The sequence below is a fragment of the Bradyrhizobium erythrophlei genome (genome assembly GCF_900129505.1).
GTDB classification, from domain to species: domain Bacteria; phylum Pseudomonadota; class Alphaproteobacteria; order Rhizobiales; family Xanthobacteraceae; genus Bradyrhizobium; species Bradyrhizobium erythrophlei_D.
This window is the reverse complement of the sequence record NZ_LT670818.1, coordinates 8,285,486-8,299,232: the sequence shown is the minus strand read 5'-3', so window position 1 is coordinate 8,299,232 and position 13,747 is coordinate 8,285,486. Positions and strand designations below refer to the sequence as shown.

Genomic DNA, 13,747 nt, shown 5'->3' with positions numbered 1-13,747 from the left:
CATCAATTTCGATGCGCCGGCTGAGTCTATGAGCACACAGCCTTGTCCGTCCAGATAGCCGCGCGACCGCGAGGCTCGCGCGGTCGTGGGTAATGCTACCCATTGGATGCGCTGGCGACGTCGATCAGGATCTTGCCGCCCTTGAGCAGATGGGCGACGGCTTCCTTGATTTTCGACATCGGATAAACCGCAGCGACGGGAACGCGCAGCGCCCCGGCGGCGACGAGAGGCGCGGCTTCGATCTGCGCTGGGAGGATCTTCGACATATGATCGAAGTCGCCCAGGAAGAAGCCTTTGACTGTCAGGTGCTTGCCAATGAGGAGAAGCGCGTTGATCGCAAGCGGCTGGCCGCTTGCCGCTGAGTAGGTGACGAGCACACCGCGGTCCGACAGCATCTGAATGAGCGTTGCCGTCGCATCACCGCCCACTGTATCAACCGCCAACCGAACCGAACCTTTGCCGATAACGCGCGCTGCCTCCTCGACTGCGGCCGGTTCGTCCACGAGCACCAAGTCTGATCCCGCACCCTTGAGTTCGTCGATCAGTTCGCGCCGCCGCACGAGGCTGATCGTTCGAATGCCACGCAGCTTCGCAATCGCGATCAAAGACCGGCCGACGCCGGAATTTCCTCCATTTTGAACGACCCAATCGCCGGGCTTGAGGTCCGTATATTCGCTGAGGATCAGCGCTGCCGTGGGTGGGTTGCTGCCGAGCTGCGCGAACTGCAGCCGATCACCGTCAGGTAGCGGGAAGAGCCCCTCGGCCGGAGCGATCAGGCGCTCCCTCCAGGTCAGCCCGAAAACTGGCGCTAGCACGTGCTCGCCGACCTTAACGTTGGCAACACCAGGACCTACCGCTGCAACCCGACCGAACCCCTCGTTTCCAACGACAGTTGGCGTCGGCGGGCCCCCGAAGAAGCCGCGTATGAACAGGAGGTCATGCTTATTCAGGGGCGCCAGTTCGACGTCGATTAGGACCTCGCCCGCTCCCGGCACACCCGGCTCGGGGACATCAACGAGTTCCAAGACCTTGAGCGGGTCACCATAGGCGGAGATTTGAAGCGCGCGCATTGAGGGTCTCCTTCGGTTTGGAGCCTTTGATCGTATTTCGCGTCCCACATACATTGATGCAAGACCGCATTTGCCAGATCCACGAAACCTCTTGCACCGAACGGCCGGACCATACATTGGGTCAATCGCGACCGGGTCGAGCCACCAGCGAATCTGGACATGTCCGTTATGGGGGTCAATCGCGTTGGTTTGACGGTCGACCGACCACTTCCGATACTCCCCGATTAGCGGACATTCTCAAGGCCGGTCGGCATGTCTCAAAGGTGCCATGAACGGAAGTGGCTCGCCTCATTCGATCACCTCGTCGGCCAGCGCCAGCACCGTCGGTGGAATTTCGAGACTGATCGATTTCGCAGTCTTGAGGTTGAGCACAAACAAATAGCGCGTCGGCTGTTCGAACGGAAGATCGGCGGGCTTCGCTCCCTTGAAGAGACGATCCACCATGGAGGCGGCGCGTTCGAAAGATTCTCGCAAGTCCGGCCCATAGGACATCAAGCCGCCCTCGCGAACCAGCGGGTCGTACTCGTAGATCGCCGGCAGCCGGTGTGCGGCGGCATAGTCGAACACGCGCTTGCGGTTGAGCACGGTGAGCGAGTCGGAAACCATCAGAATGGCGTCCGGCGGCTCACGATCCATCACCGCGAACGCTTCGTTGAAATCGTCAGGTTCACGCACACCCACCGCCTCCACATCGACCCCCATCGCTGCGGCCGCCTTTGCCGATGCGTCGTAGCGCAGCGACATCCCTAGGTCGTCCTTGTTCCACAGCATCGCGACGCGATGAAGTTTCGGCAACAGCTCCTTGAGCAAACCCAGCCGTTTGGTGCTGAGTGTCGTCGCCACGTCCGAGATACCGGTGATATTGCCTTCCGGCTGCGCGAGGTTGACGACGAGGCCGGTCGCAACCGGATCGCCGATGCCGAACGCCACGACCGTGGGTATCCCGGCCGCTTTGGCCGCGACGGCCGTCGGATAGCCAAGGATTACGATGACATCGACCTTGGCTGCCTTCAATTCCTCCATCAGATGCGGAAGCTGGACGGGCTGCCCAACCGCCCCACGCGGTCGCTCGAAGGCCAGATTTTGTCCGGGCGCATAACCAAGCTTCGCAAGTCCGCCGAGCAAAAGCTTCGCGTAAAGAGCAGATTCCGGCAAAAGTCCGCCGGGGCTGACGAGCGCGAGGCGATAGACCTTGCCAGGCGTCTGCGCGATGGCCACACGCGGCGCTATTACTAAGGTCCCGACCAGGGCGATGAAATCACGCCGTTTCATGAGCCGCCTCCGTAGTGATCAGACGGTACGATGCTAGCAGGCAAATGCATCGGAAGGCGCGAAATTGCACGCGGCGGAAGCGCTTTCGTAAAATACGCGACGTCCGCAGCGAAACGACGCCAAGTGCCAAACACGGAAATCGCGAGACATATTCAATCACGCCGTTGGCACTCACGAAACCAAGCTAACTACTGAAGCCCCACTGTTTCGTGTTGACAGGTAGTCGCGGAACTTACCATTCGGGCGGTCGAACCGTGGGTCCTATATCCTCGGGGCCCGGAAGGCCTGGGGCTGGCGGTTGCGGCGCGCTGGTGGGCGGAAGCAGGATGCCCCAATCCGTACGCGCACGCATCTGGTCGACTGTTGCCGCGGTCACGAAGTTACCGTCCACCCGTATCTGCCATCCGCCGCCAAGTGCCCGAAACACCGCAGTGAGGCCAAGCGGAACGCTGGCCAAGGCACCGGCCAGGCTGTTCTGGGCCTGAAAGAGGTTCTGCTCCGCGGTCAGCACGGTGGTAAAAGACGTCGCGCCTTGCTCGTACTGCTCCAGCGCAATTCTCAGGGCGCCATTTGCCGCCACGACGCTGCGACGCAGAAATTCAGCCTGGTTGCGCGACTGCTGATAGGTCACCAGACCGTTGTCTACTTCCTGCTGGGCACTCAGCACGGTGTTCTGATAGTCGACCAATAGTTGTTGAAGCCTCGCATCCTGCAATCGAACATTGTTGGTGATCTGCCCGTAGTTCAGGAGATTCCATTGGAATGACGGACCGGCGGCATAGGTCACCCCCTTCCAGCTGACGACGTCGCCAAGGGTGTGGCCATTGGCGGTGCTGGCCGAGCCGCCGAAAGCGCCGGTGATGCTGATTGCCGGATAGAGTTGCGTCAGGGCGACGCCGATCTGTGCGCTTTGCGCCAGGGCAGCAAGCTCGGCGGCGCGAACATCCGGTCTGCGGCGCAGCAGATCCGCGGGGATACCGACAACGACGGTTCGCGGCGGCGAAGGTATCCGGCCCACCGAACGGGAAAGCAACATTCCCAACGACTGTGGGGGAACGCCGAGCAGCACGCAGAGCGCGTTTTCTCCTTGCTGCAACTGTATTGTGAGTTGCGGTATTGCCGCCCGGGTCTGTTCGAGGACGTTCGTTGCCTGGAAGACGTCAAGCTCCGAGGTGCCGCCGCCCTTGAATTTTGCGTTCGCGATACTGAGCGCCTGCTCCTGCCTGCGAACATTGTCGCGCGCAATACCGATCAGCTGCTCTGTCGTGCGAATGCCGATGTAAGTCGCGGTAACGTCGCCAAGCAGCGACACCAGCACGTTGTCATAGGACGCGATCGACGCGAGATAAGCGCCATCGGCGGATTCGACCCCTCGGCGAAACTTGCCCCAGAAATCCAGCTCCCAGGCCGCTTGCGCAGCAACGGCATCGGTCCAGAAATACGAGGGCGTCGCATTCGGTGCCGACAGTGGTGTGGCCGCGCTGGTCCTGTTGTAGATAACCGAGCCCGCTCCTTGCTGTACTTGGGGGTAAGATATGCCAATAGCGATTCCCAGCACCGCACGCGCCTGCAGCACGCGGGTCCCCGCGCTCAGCAAGGTCAGATTCTGATTATATGCAATCTGGATCAGTTTATTGAGGGTCGGATCCCGAAAGCCTTCCCACCAATTCTGGTACTCAAGGGGACCGGATCTGGCGGAGCGATTGTCTACGTCACGAAATTTCTCGGCGAGCGGGGCAACAGGCGCCGTGAAGTCCGGCCCGATAGTGCATGCCGTCACCGACACAAGAAGCGCCGCCACAAATATCCAGTAAATTGCTGCGCCGGACGCAGTAGAGACAGGGCGCGGCCGGCCAACCAGCGTTTGATATTGCCTGACCACGAACTTCGTTCCCCCACCGCGTACGTCGAATTTGACCTAACTCGTGTGTTGCGTCATTCCGATCTTGCTCCCTACGACGGCTTTTCCACCGAAGGCATGACATACAACAGCCACTTCTTCATCCGGATCGCGACCTTCGAAATGACGTGCGTGGCCTTGCCCTTGTTCGTGTAGATTACGGCTGATCCACCCGAACCGAGAGAAAGCTTCCGGGCGACGGCATCGTCGCTGAAATTGATACGCACGGCGTAAAGCCCGTCGGATCCGATCCTGGCGGCATTGGGGATGGTACCGCTGGTCGTAAACTGTCCGCCGCCTGATGCGGAAATCACATAGTCCACTTTTCCCAGGAATAGGCGGCCGGGGTATGGGTTGAGGACCATTTCCACGTCATTGCCAGGTTCGACATTCGAGAGCCAGTTTTGCGGGAATACCGCGGCGACGGCGGTATCAGACACATTGACGAAAGTTCCGGCTGCGGCAAGCGGCGCGGGTCCCAGCATGGTTCCGACCTGCACTTGCCAGTTCACCACATAGCCGTCGCTGGGCGCGAGCATCTTGCACTGGGCGAGGTTGAATTGCGCGTCCTCCAATTGAGCTTCGACGACAGGGACGTTGCTCTGGGCTGTTTGCACTGCGGCGGCAGCCTGCTGCGCAGAAGCCTGCGCTTGTGCGAGCCCAGCTTCGGCCTGTTGAACGGCGGCATCCGCCTCCTGGCGTTCCTGTGTCGCCTTGGCCACGTTCAGCACGCTGATCGCCGCCTTGTCCGCGCGTTGAATGTTGAGGGCGATCTGCTCCTGGGTTTTGGCCAGCTCGTCCGCTGCCTTCGCCTTGGCCAGATTGGCCTGCGCATTCGGTACGGCGGCATTTGCGGTCGCAAGGCCAGCTTCGGCCTGCTTGACGTTGGCCTTCGAGGCCGCCAACTGTGCCTCGACCTGGCTCACCGTGTACTGATACGGCGCCGGGTCAATCTCCAGCAGCAATTCGCCTTTCTTCATTGGTTGAAGTGCTTGGGCGTAAATCGTCTTGACCTGTCCCTTTACGTAAGGGACGAGCTGCACGACATATTGGCTCGTCACCATTTTGTCCGTGATGGGCGCCGACTGCGTCCAGACCACCACTACCCCGCCGATCATGAAAACGCCGACGACGATCATCGTCGCGATTAGATAGGCCGTTGGCTTCAGGTGCAGTACCTTGAACAACACGAGCGCGACGGCAACATAGATGATGATCAGAAATGCGATCACGTGCGCGTCTCCTTGTCCGAAGGTTTGCGCAACGCAGTCACACTTGTTGAGGCGGCATCGGGTTCAGCGCCACCCGGCTGCCGGTCGTCTCTGGTCGCTGCGGGTTTGCTCCCAAACGGCGTGGTAAACGCCCAAATGAACGCAATCGGCCAAAGCAAGCCACCTGTCGCGATCCCGACCCAGCTCATTGCATTGATGGCGCCAGCTTGCGGATGCTGCCATTTTTGCGCCAGTTGGCCTGGCAGTTTGCCCAAGCTGACGACAATGATTACTCCGACAAGAATCAGGACCGCGAACACGAAAAAAGCGAAAGCGTCCAGCGCACCAAATGAGGAGTCCATCTTGTCGCTACCTAAATTGTCGGGCCATCCCTCAATGAAGAACCGAAAAGTCGTCGCGCGGCAAACCCTAGTTTGATACGCGAGTACTACGGTCCACGTTATGGCAACTGAAGCGCGTTTTCCACAATCATCGCGATCCAAGCGAGGCCTGAGAGACCCTGTTTGCTGGCCGTCGCGTTGAGTACTGCGACAACGTCAGGAGGCGGAACTTAGGCGTTGGGGTTCGACAATGATTCGACCATCGCCGGGCGAAGACCGTCCCGGCGAGCGCCATCGGTGCGCCAATGAGCGCGCCAGCAATGAGACTCTGTGTGCGGGTCGCTTTTCATGAGACGTTCCCTCGGAATGGACGTCGGCGACTGTCTCTGCCGTGCGGATATTTCGCTCGCAATCTCATTAGCCCACGCACCGGCCCGCACCGAATGGACTCTAGGCTACAGCAACATTTTGCTGGTCACTATGCAAAAACGGCGGGGAACTCGAGCGTCCGCTTTGCCGTCCAATCGCGTCACTCTGACCGCGCGCCGCTCACTTCCGGTCTTCCTGCTCCGATTGCTTCCGGCTGGAGCGGTTGCCGGGTTGCACCCACTGGAAAGCACCGCCTTTCACGGCGCACGCCAACAACGGACATCCGGCCGGGCTTAGGGTGGCCGATTTTGCATAGTCAGCCATCGGGGAAGGCGCTAAACTTTTCGAAGCCAAATCGGTCTGCGAGCGGCGCCCACGCGCTTGAGCACAAACTCTAAAGTGGAAGGAATGTCGGAAATGTTGACAAAACGCGATCTTCTTCGTTCCGCCGCCTTGGCCGCAATCACCGCGTCGACGACGAAGTCCGTCCCGGTGCTCGCGCAGACGAGCGCCGACCGCCCAGGCTTCCTCAAGGCAAAAGACATTGCCGAGGCGGGCTTCATCTATGGCCTGCCCATTGTGATGGGCTACGGCGTCATGTACGAGTTTGCGGTGGATCGCAATTCCGGGCAGTTCAAGGCGCCGTTCAATCAGATCGCGAACGCTGCCAATGTATTCACCTACAAAGACACAGCCGTTGTCACACCGAACAGCGACACGCCTTATTCAGTCGTATGGATGGACTTGCGGGCGGAGCCGCTCGTGCTTTCGGTCCCGCCGGTGGACCCGAAGCGCTACTACTCGGTCATGCTGTGCGACGGCAATACCTACAACTACGGCTATATCGGGACCCGTGCCACGGGAAGCGAAGCCGGCGACTACATGGTAGTCGCCCCGGACTGGAAGGGCGCAACTCCGCCCGGAATTAAAAAGGTGTTCCGGTCGAGCACCCAGTTCTCGATAGCGATATATCGCACCCAACTCTTCAGCTCCGACGATCTCGACAACGTCAAGAAGGTCCAGGCCGGCTACAAGGTGCAGACGCTTTCGGCCTATCTGAACCAACCGGCTACGACGGCCGCAGCAAAGATCGATTTTCCTAAAATCGACAAGGAACTCGCGAAGACGAACTTTTTCGACTACCTCGACTTCGCACTGCAATTTGCTCCCGCGCAGGAGAACGAGAAGGAGATACGCGCGCAACTCGCCAGTATCGGCGTCGGACCCGGCAAAACCTTCAACTTCAAGGAGCTGCCGCTGGAGCAAAAGCTCGAAGTCGGCTTGGGCATGAAGGAAGGTGAGAAGAAGGTCGATGAGGCCGTCGCCAATGCCGGCAAGGCGATCAATGGCTGGCGAGTCAGCTCGCTTTTCGGCGATAGTGCTTTTTTCAACGGCGACTGGTTGAAACGCGCTGCTGGCGCGAAGGGAGGCATATACGGCAACGACGCAGCGGAGGCGATGTATCCCGCCAGGCGCACCGACAGCGATGGTCAGACCCTCGACGGCAGCCAACACAATTACACGCTGACATTCCCAGCGGGGCAGTTGCCGCCGGTGAATGCCTTCTGGTCGCTGACCATGTACGACGGCAAGTCGCAGTTGCTGATCGAAAACCCGATCAATCGCTACCTGATCAACTCTCCGATGCTGCCGACCATGAAAACAAATGCGGACGGGTCGCTGGCCCTTTATATCCAGAACAAATCTCCGGGCGCCGACAAGGAGGCCAACTGGCTGCCTGCGCCGGACGGCCCGATCTATCTGGTGTTGCGGCTCTATTGGCCGAAGACCGAACCACCCTCGATCCTGCCGGCGGGTGAAGGCACCTGGCAGCCGCCCGGCATCAAGCGAGTCGCGTAGGAACGGCCGCAGGCATGCGATGTCGTCTTTGGGGTCAAACGCGGAAGAACTCAATCTGAGTAAATGTCTTCCGGGTTGCCCCTGAACGCGGACATCGCCGAATGCAGTCGGCATGTCGTAAAAGTGCCAGAAACGGTCGTCGGGGGCCCGGAGAGGAATTTTCCCAAAGCGGACTACTTGTCTCGTTAGTCGTTCGGCTTGCCGATGGCGATCTGGTCGGGAGCGCGTTCGGCGCCCCCTACATGCAGTTCTGGCATTGCCTTCCTTAATCTCGTGCTCTTTCGAGCGCGTGTCGAATGAGCTTTTGTTCGTCATTCGTCATCTGTTCAGGACCAAGTTTGTACGTGAGCTTGTCGATCTTGCCGGTGAAGCGGAAAGGCAGTTTGTAACTGTCGTCCACCGTCGTGCGCGTGTCGCTCCCAATGTCAAACGTTTCATCGATGGTCATCAGTATCGGAATTGTGTGGGGGATCGTCTTTGCGGCCACCAGCTTACCATCAACCGTCAGTACACCGGTGCCACCCTTGCCCGGGCCGGGGCCGTTATATTTGAAGTCGAATACGATCGTGTGCTTGCCGGGCTTGAGGGCATCGCTAAACAAGTCGCGACCTCCCACGCCGCCTTCCCAGCGGTATCGTTCTAGATCGAGCAAGTTATAGACGAACACCGGCTTGCCTTTGAGCAGGTAGAGAGCGTATCCGCCAAAGCGGCCGCCCAGCGTCACGATCATCCCCTCGGCGCCCCCTGTCGGTACCGTCACTTCGGCCGTGATCGTGTAATCCTTGTCCAGAATGCTCGGTGCATTGCCGAGCGGGATGCCGGCGTTCTCACCAAAATAGGTGAAGACAGTTCGCCCGGCGGTCGCGCTCGGACGCGGCGTCACCAAGCGGGGCAGGATCGAATTATCCAGCGGCAAGACTTGGTATTTCGCCGCCTCCGTCAGGAACAGCGCCTGCAACTCGCGCAACTTGTCGGGATTGCTGGCGGCGAGGTCGTTATTTTGCGAGTAGTCGTCAGCGATGTTGTAGAGTTCCCACTTGTAGTCGTTGATCTCGGGAAGCTTTTCCGTTCCCATGAGCCAAGGCGGCACCGGCGGCGTCGTGCACGCGTACCAGCCATCGTGATAGATTCCGCGATTGGCGAACATTTCGAAATACTGGGTGTCACGCTTCGAGGGCGCGTTGGCATTCGCCTTGTCGAATGTATAGGCCATGCTCACGCCTTCGATGGGCTTTTGCGCGATGCCATTGACCATGGCCGGAGCCTGGATGCCTGCGGCTTCGAGGATGGTCGGTACGATGTCGATCATATGATGGAATTGGGTGCGGATGCCGCCGGCGTCCGTGATGTGGCCGGGCCATGAGATGACCATGCCTTGCCGGGTGCCGCCGAAGTGCGACGCCACCTGCTTGGTCCATTTGAACGGGGTATCGAAGGCCCACGACCACGCCACCGACATGTGCGGGTAGGTTTTGTCGGAACCCCAATTCTCGTAATGCAGCATCAGCTCGGCCTCAGGGAGTTTCAGAATGCCGTTGTAGGCAGTCATCTGGTTCGGAGTGCCCTCAAGGGTTCCTTCGGCGCTGGTGCCGTTGTCACCGCTGATGTAGATGATCAGCGTGTTGTCGAGTTTACCCATGTCGTCGACCGCCTGTATGACGCGGCCGATCTCATTGTCGGTATAGGCTGCGTAGGCGGCAAACACCTCCGCCTCCCGGGCGTATAATTTCTTTTGCAAAAATGAAAGCGAGTCCCACTTCGGCAAGGTATCCGGCCAAGGCGTGAGCGCCGTATTCGCCGGGATAACCCCAAGCCGCTTCTGGTTGGCGAAGATCTGCTCGCGCATCTTCTCCCAGCCCATGTCGAACTTGCCTTTGAACTTATCGATCCATTCTTTCTTCGGTTGATGCGGCGAATGAGTGCCACCGGGTACGTAATACAGGAAGAACGGCTTGTCGGGCGCCGCCGCGTTTAATCCGTTCATATAGTTGATGGCATCGTCCGCCATGTCGGTGATGAGGTTGTACCCGGGCTTGCCGACCCATGGAAATACCTGGCTCGTGTTGCGAAACAGGTAGGGCGTCCACTGGTCGGTCTCGCCGCCCATGAACCCATAGAAGTACTGGAAGCCCATGCCGACCGGCCATTGGTCGAATGGTCCGGCCGCGCTGTACAGATAGGTGGGAGTGTTATGGTTCTTGCCAAACCATGACGTGGCGTATCCGTTATCGCGGAGAATAGTTCCGGTCGTCGCGCTCTCGGGGCCGATGACGGAATCATAGCCCGGATAGCCGGTGGACATTTCGCCGATCACGCCGAACCCTACCGAATGGTGGTTGCGGCCGGTGATCAGCGCTGCCCGCGTCGGCGAGCAAAGCGCCGTAGAGTGAAACTGGGTATAGCGCAATCCCGCGTTGGCGATGCGATCCATGCTCGGGGTCGGGATGACACCGCCGAAGGTGCCGGACACGCCATAGCCCTGGTCATCGGTCATGATCAGCAACACGTTCGGCGCGCCTTTGGGCGGTACCACAGACGGTTGCCAATAAGGCGTGGATTGCTTGGCATCCTCGTTGATCACACCGCCAAACTTGGGGGGCTCGGGTGGAAGCTGCTTGCCCTCGATTGTGGTCGTGGCGCTGGGCGAACCTGGCGTGCCCGTGATTTGCTGGGCCGATACGTCTGGCACAAGCGAGAGACACAGAAGAACGCTTGTTGATGATAGGAAACTCGCAATTCTAATCACGACGTCCTCCTATAACGGCCGTTTTTGACGGTGCGCTGCACGCGTAATAAGGATACCGTAATGCACCTTCATTTCGCGGCTATGCATTTTCGGCGGACGAGTGAAATATCTGCGGGGGGCGCCCATGTCCGATCTGGGTCCAAACGCGGAAGAACTCAATCTGAGCAAATGTCTCCGGGTTACCCCTGAAAGCGGTCATCGCCGAATGCAGTCGGCATGTCGCAAAATGCCAAAAGCGGTCGTCTGGGCCCCGAGAGGAATTTTCCCAAAGCGGACTATTTGTCTCGTTAGTCGTTCGGCTTGCCGATGGCGAAACAACCGAGGTTGCGATGATAGGCAGGGACAGCGTGTTCGGCGCTCGGCCGCACTTGTTGGCCCAACGGCCCTCAATTTGGCTGCGCGCCAATGAGTCCACGCCCTAGGGCACTCGACTGCACCCCATAAGTAAGACAACCGCGGTCACGCCGGAACGCGGCCGCCGAAAAACGGCATCAAGGCGCGGCTCAGCCTATGCGGCCGGCCCGACGTGAAGATCATTTCGGCGCCGGCCAAATCGGCCTCGATGCCGGAGGGCCCGAGCAGATCCACCACACGCCGGGCAATCGCGGGCGCCGGATCGATCCAGTCGACCTTCCATGGCGCGAGCGCCACCAGGCGGTCCATCAGCAGCGGATAATGGGTGCAGGCCAGCACCACGGTGTCGGTGCGGGCTGACGGATTTTCGCGGTCTCCGACAAAACACGGCGCAAGTTCCGCCGCGATCGCGGCGTCGCTGACCTCGATGCCGCTCAATGCGGTCTCCGCGAGGGATGCGAGTTCACCCGAGCCCACCAGCGTCACGTCGCAGCCTTGCGCGAAATCGCGGATCAGCGCCCTCGTGTATTCGCGCTTGACGGTGCCCCTGGTGCCGAGCACCGAGACGCGTTTTGTCGTTGATTTGGCGCAGGCCGGCTTGATCGCCGGCACCGTGCCGACGAACGGCACCCTGTAGCTTTCGCGCAAGTGCGACATCACCAGCGTTGAGGCAGTGTTGCAGGCGATCACCACCAGAGCGGGCGCATGGGCGGCGATCAGCTCGCCGATCAGCGGCACCACGCGCGCGATGATCTCGTCCTCGCCATGATGGCCATAGGGAAAGAACGCGTCGTCGGCGACGTAGACATAATGCGCGTCGGGCCGGCTCTTGACGACTTCACGCAAGACCGTGAGGCCGCCAAGGCCGGAATCGAACACGAGAATCGTCGGAAGTGTTCTCACGGAAGCGACCCTAACCGATCCCGGATTGCTATTCAGTTGCTATCGTGCGCCATCACGAGGCGTGCACGACCCGCCCGCCGCCTCACGCTTCTCCGAACACGCGCTTGAAAATCGTATCGACGTGCTTGAGGTGATAGCCGAGATCGAATTGTTCGGAGATCTCGGCGTCCGAGAGATATTTCTTCACCTCGGCGTCCTTCTTCAGCAGCGTCTGGAAGTCGCCTTCGCCGCGCCATACCGGCATCGCGTTGCGCTGCACCAGTCTGTAGGCGTCCTCGCGGCTGGCGCCCTTCTGGGTCAGAGCGATCAGAAGGCGCTGTGAGTGAATGAGGCCGCCGAGCCGGTCGAGGTTCTTCATCATGTTCTCGGGATAGATCAGCAATTTGTCGATCAGGCCGGCGAGGCGGTTGAGCGCGAAATCCAGCGTCACCGTGGCATCGGGTGCGATCATGCGCTCGGCCGAGGAGTGCGAGATGTCGCGCTCGTGCCACAGCACGACGTTCTCCATCGCCGGCGTGACATAGGCGCGGACCATGCGGGAGAGGCCGGTGAGGTTTTCCGACAGCACCGGGTTGCGCTTGTGCGGCATCGCCGAGGAACCCTTCTGGCCCTCGGAGAAGAATTCTTCCGCTTCCAGCACCTCGGTGCGCTGCAAATGCCGGATCTCGGTAGCGAGCCGCTCGACCGAAGAGGCGGTAACGCCGAGCGTTGCGAAATACATCGCATGGCGGTCGCGCGGGATCACCTGTGTGGAGATCGGCTCCGGCACCAGCCCCATCGCTTTTGCGACATGTTCTTCGACACGCGGATCGATCTGCGCGAAGGTGCCGACGGCGCCCGAGATCGCGCAGGTTGCGATTTCCTTGCGGGCGGCGACCAGGCGCTCGCGGGCGCGGGTGAATTCGGCGTAGGCGTAAGCGAGCTTCAGTCCGAAGGTCACCGGCTCGGCATGGATGCCGTGAGAGCGGCCGATGGTCGGCGTCATCTTGTGCTCGAAGGCGCGCTTCTTGAGCGCCTTGAGCACCTTGTCGACGTCGTCGATCAAGAGGTCGGCGGCGCGGGTCAGCTGCACGTTGAGGCAGGTGTCGAGCACGTCGGAGGAGGTCATGCCCTGGTGCACGAAGCGCGCCTCGGGGCCGACGATTTCCGCCAGATGGGTCAGGAAGGCAATGACGTCGTGCTTGGTTTCGCGCTCGATCTCGTCGATCCGGGCCACGTCGAAAATGACGTCGCGGGCCTTGGCCCATACCGTTTTGGCCGCTTCCTTCGGGATGACGCCTAATTCGGCCAGCGCATCAGCGGCATGCGCCTCGATCTCGAACCAGATCTTGAAGCGCGTCTGCGCCTCCCAGATGGCGGCCATTTCCGGGCGGGTGTAGCGGGAAATCATCGACGACTCGTGGGGCTAAAGGGATTACGCCGCGCTTTAGCAGAGCGGTAACGGTGAGACAAACGCCCGTCCGGGGGGGGGCCGAACGGACCGGCGACCGGACCCGGCCGGAGGGCCGGATCCCTCCAATCACGGATTATTGACTAACAGATATTGTAATCTGTCAGCGAGATGCCCTATATTGCCTTTGACGCCAATGCTTGGGCGTCACCCGGGTGCGCCGGCCAAGCCGGTAACTTGGGGACTTGCAGAGGACTCCGCCATGACGATCGAAATTTTACATCTTACCGCCCAAATCCAGCGCTGGCTCAACGCCCGCGTGGCCCGTCAT

At 60.2% G+C, this 13,747-nt stretch carries 9 protein-coding genes; 1 reads left to right on the top strand and 8 read right to left on the bottom strand.

Annotated features, from left to right (window positions below; translation table 11 throughout):
• Positions 1-95: 95 nt before the first annotated feature.
• From B5525_RS39190 to B5525_RS39170, 5 genes are all read right to left on the bottom strand, one after another.
• The gene (locus B5525_RS39190; protein WP_079571504.1) at positions 96-1,070 is read right to left on the bottom strand and encodes a zinc-dependent alcohol dehydrogenase family protein; all 975 of its coding nucleotides are present in this window, start codon (positions 1,068-1,070) and stop codon (positions 96-98) included.
• A gap of 288 nt (positions 1,071-1,358) precedes the next feature.
• Positions 1,359-2,342 (bottom strand): ABC transporter substrate-binding protein, encoded by a 984-nt coding sequence (locus B5525_RS39185; RefSeq protein ID WP_079571503.1) that lies wholly within the window; start codon positions 2,340-2,342, stop codon positions 1,359-1,361.
• 232 nt (positions 2,343-2,574) lie between these two features.
• Positions 2,575-4,224 (bottom strand): efflux transporter outer membrane subunit, encoded by a 1,650-nt coding sequence (locus B5525_RS39180; RefSeq protein ID WP_079571501.1) that lies wholly within the window; start codon positions 4,222-4,224, stop codon positions 2,575-2,577.
• Between the two features lie 71 nt (positions 4,225-4,295).
• Positions 4,296-5,474 (bottom strand): HlyD family secretion protein, encoded by a 1,179-nt coding sequence (locus tag B5525_RS39175; protein ID WP_079571500.1) that lies wholly within the window; start codon positions 5,472-5,474, stop codon positions 4,296-4,298.
• Complete coding sequence (locus B5525_RS39170; RefSeq protein ID WP_079571498.1) at positions 5,471-5,815, bottom strand: DUF3302 domain-containing protein; 345 nt, start codon at positions 5,813-5,815, stop codon at positions 5,471-5,473. Before B5525_RS39170 ends, B5525_RS39175 begins: the two co-directional genes overlap by 4 nt.
• Positions 5,816-6,580: 765 nt before the next feature.
• Here B5525_RS39170 and B5525_RS39165 point away from each other — a divergent pair.
• Complete coding sequence (locus tag B5525_RS39165; protein WP_079571496.1) at positions 6,581-8,023, top strand: DUF1254 domain-containing protein; 1,443 nt, start codon at positions 6,581-6,583, stop codon at positions 8,021-8,023.
• A 265-nt stretch (positions 8,024-8,288) separates the two neighbouring features.
• Here the strand turns inward: B5525_RS39165 and B5525_RS39160 are convergent, their stop codons facing one another.
• From B5525_RS39160 to purB, 3 genes are all read right to left on the bottom strand, one after another.
• The gene (locus B5525_RS39160) at positions 8,289-10,760 is read right to left on the bottom strand and encodes an arylsulfatase (RefSeq protein ID WP_079574390.1); all 2,472 of its coding nucleotides are present in this window, start codon (positions 10,758-10,760) and stop codon (positions 8,289-8,291) included.
• A gap of 468 nt (positions 10,761-11,228) precedes the next feature.
• Positions 11,229-12,026 (bottom strand): glutamate racemase, encoded by a 798-nt coding sequence (gene murI, locus B5525_RS39155; RefSeq protein WP_079571495.1) that lies wholly within the window; start codon positions 12,024-12,026, stop codon positions 11,229-11,231.
• An 82-nt stretch (positions 12,027-12,108) separates the two neighbouring features.
• Positions 12,109-13,416, bottom strand: a complete 1,308-nt coding sequence (gene purB, locus B5525_RS39150) for an adenylosuccinate lyase (protein ID WP_079571493.1) — start codon at positions 13,414-13,416, stop codon at positions 12,109-12,111.
• Positions 13,417-13,747: the final 331 nt, after the last annotated feature.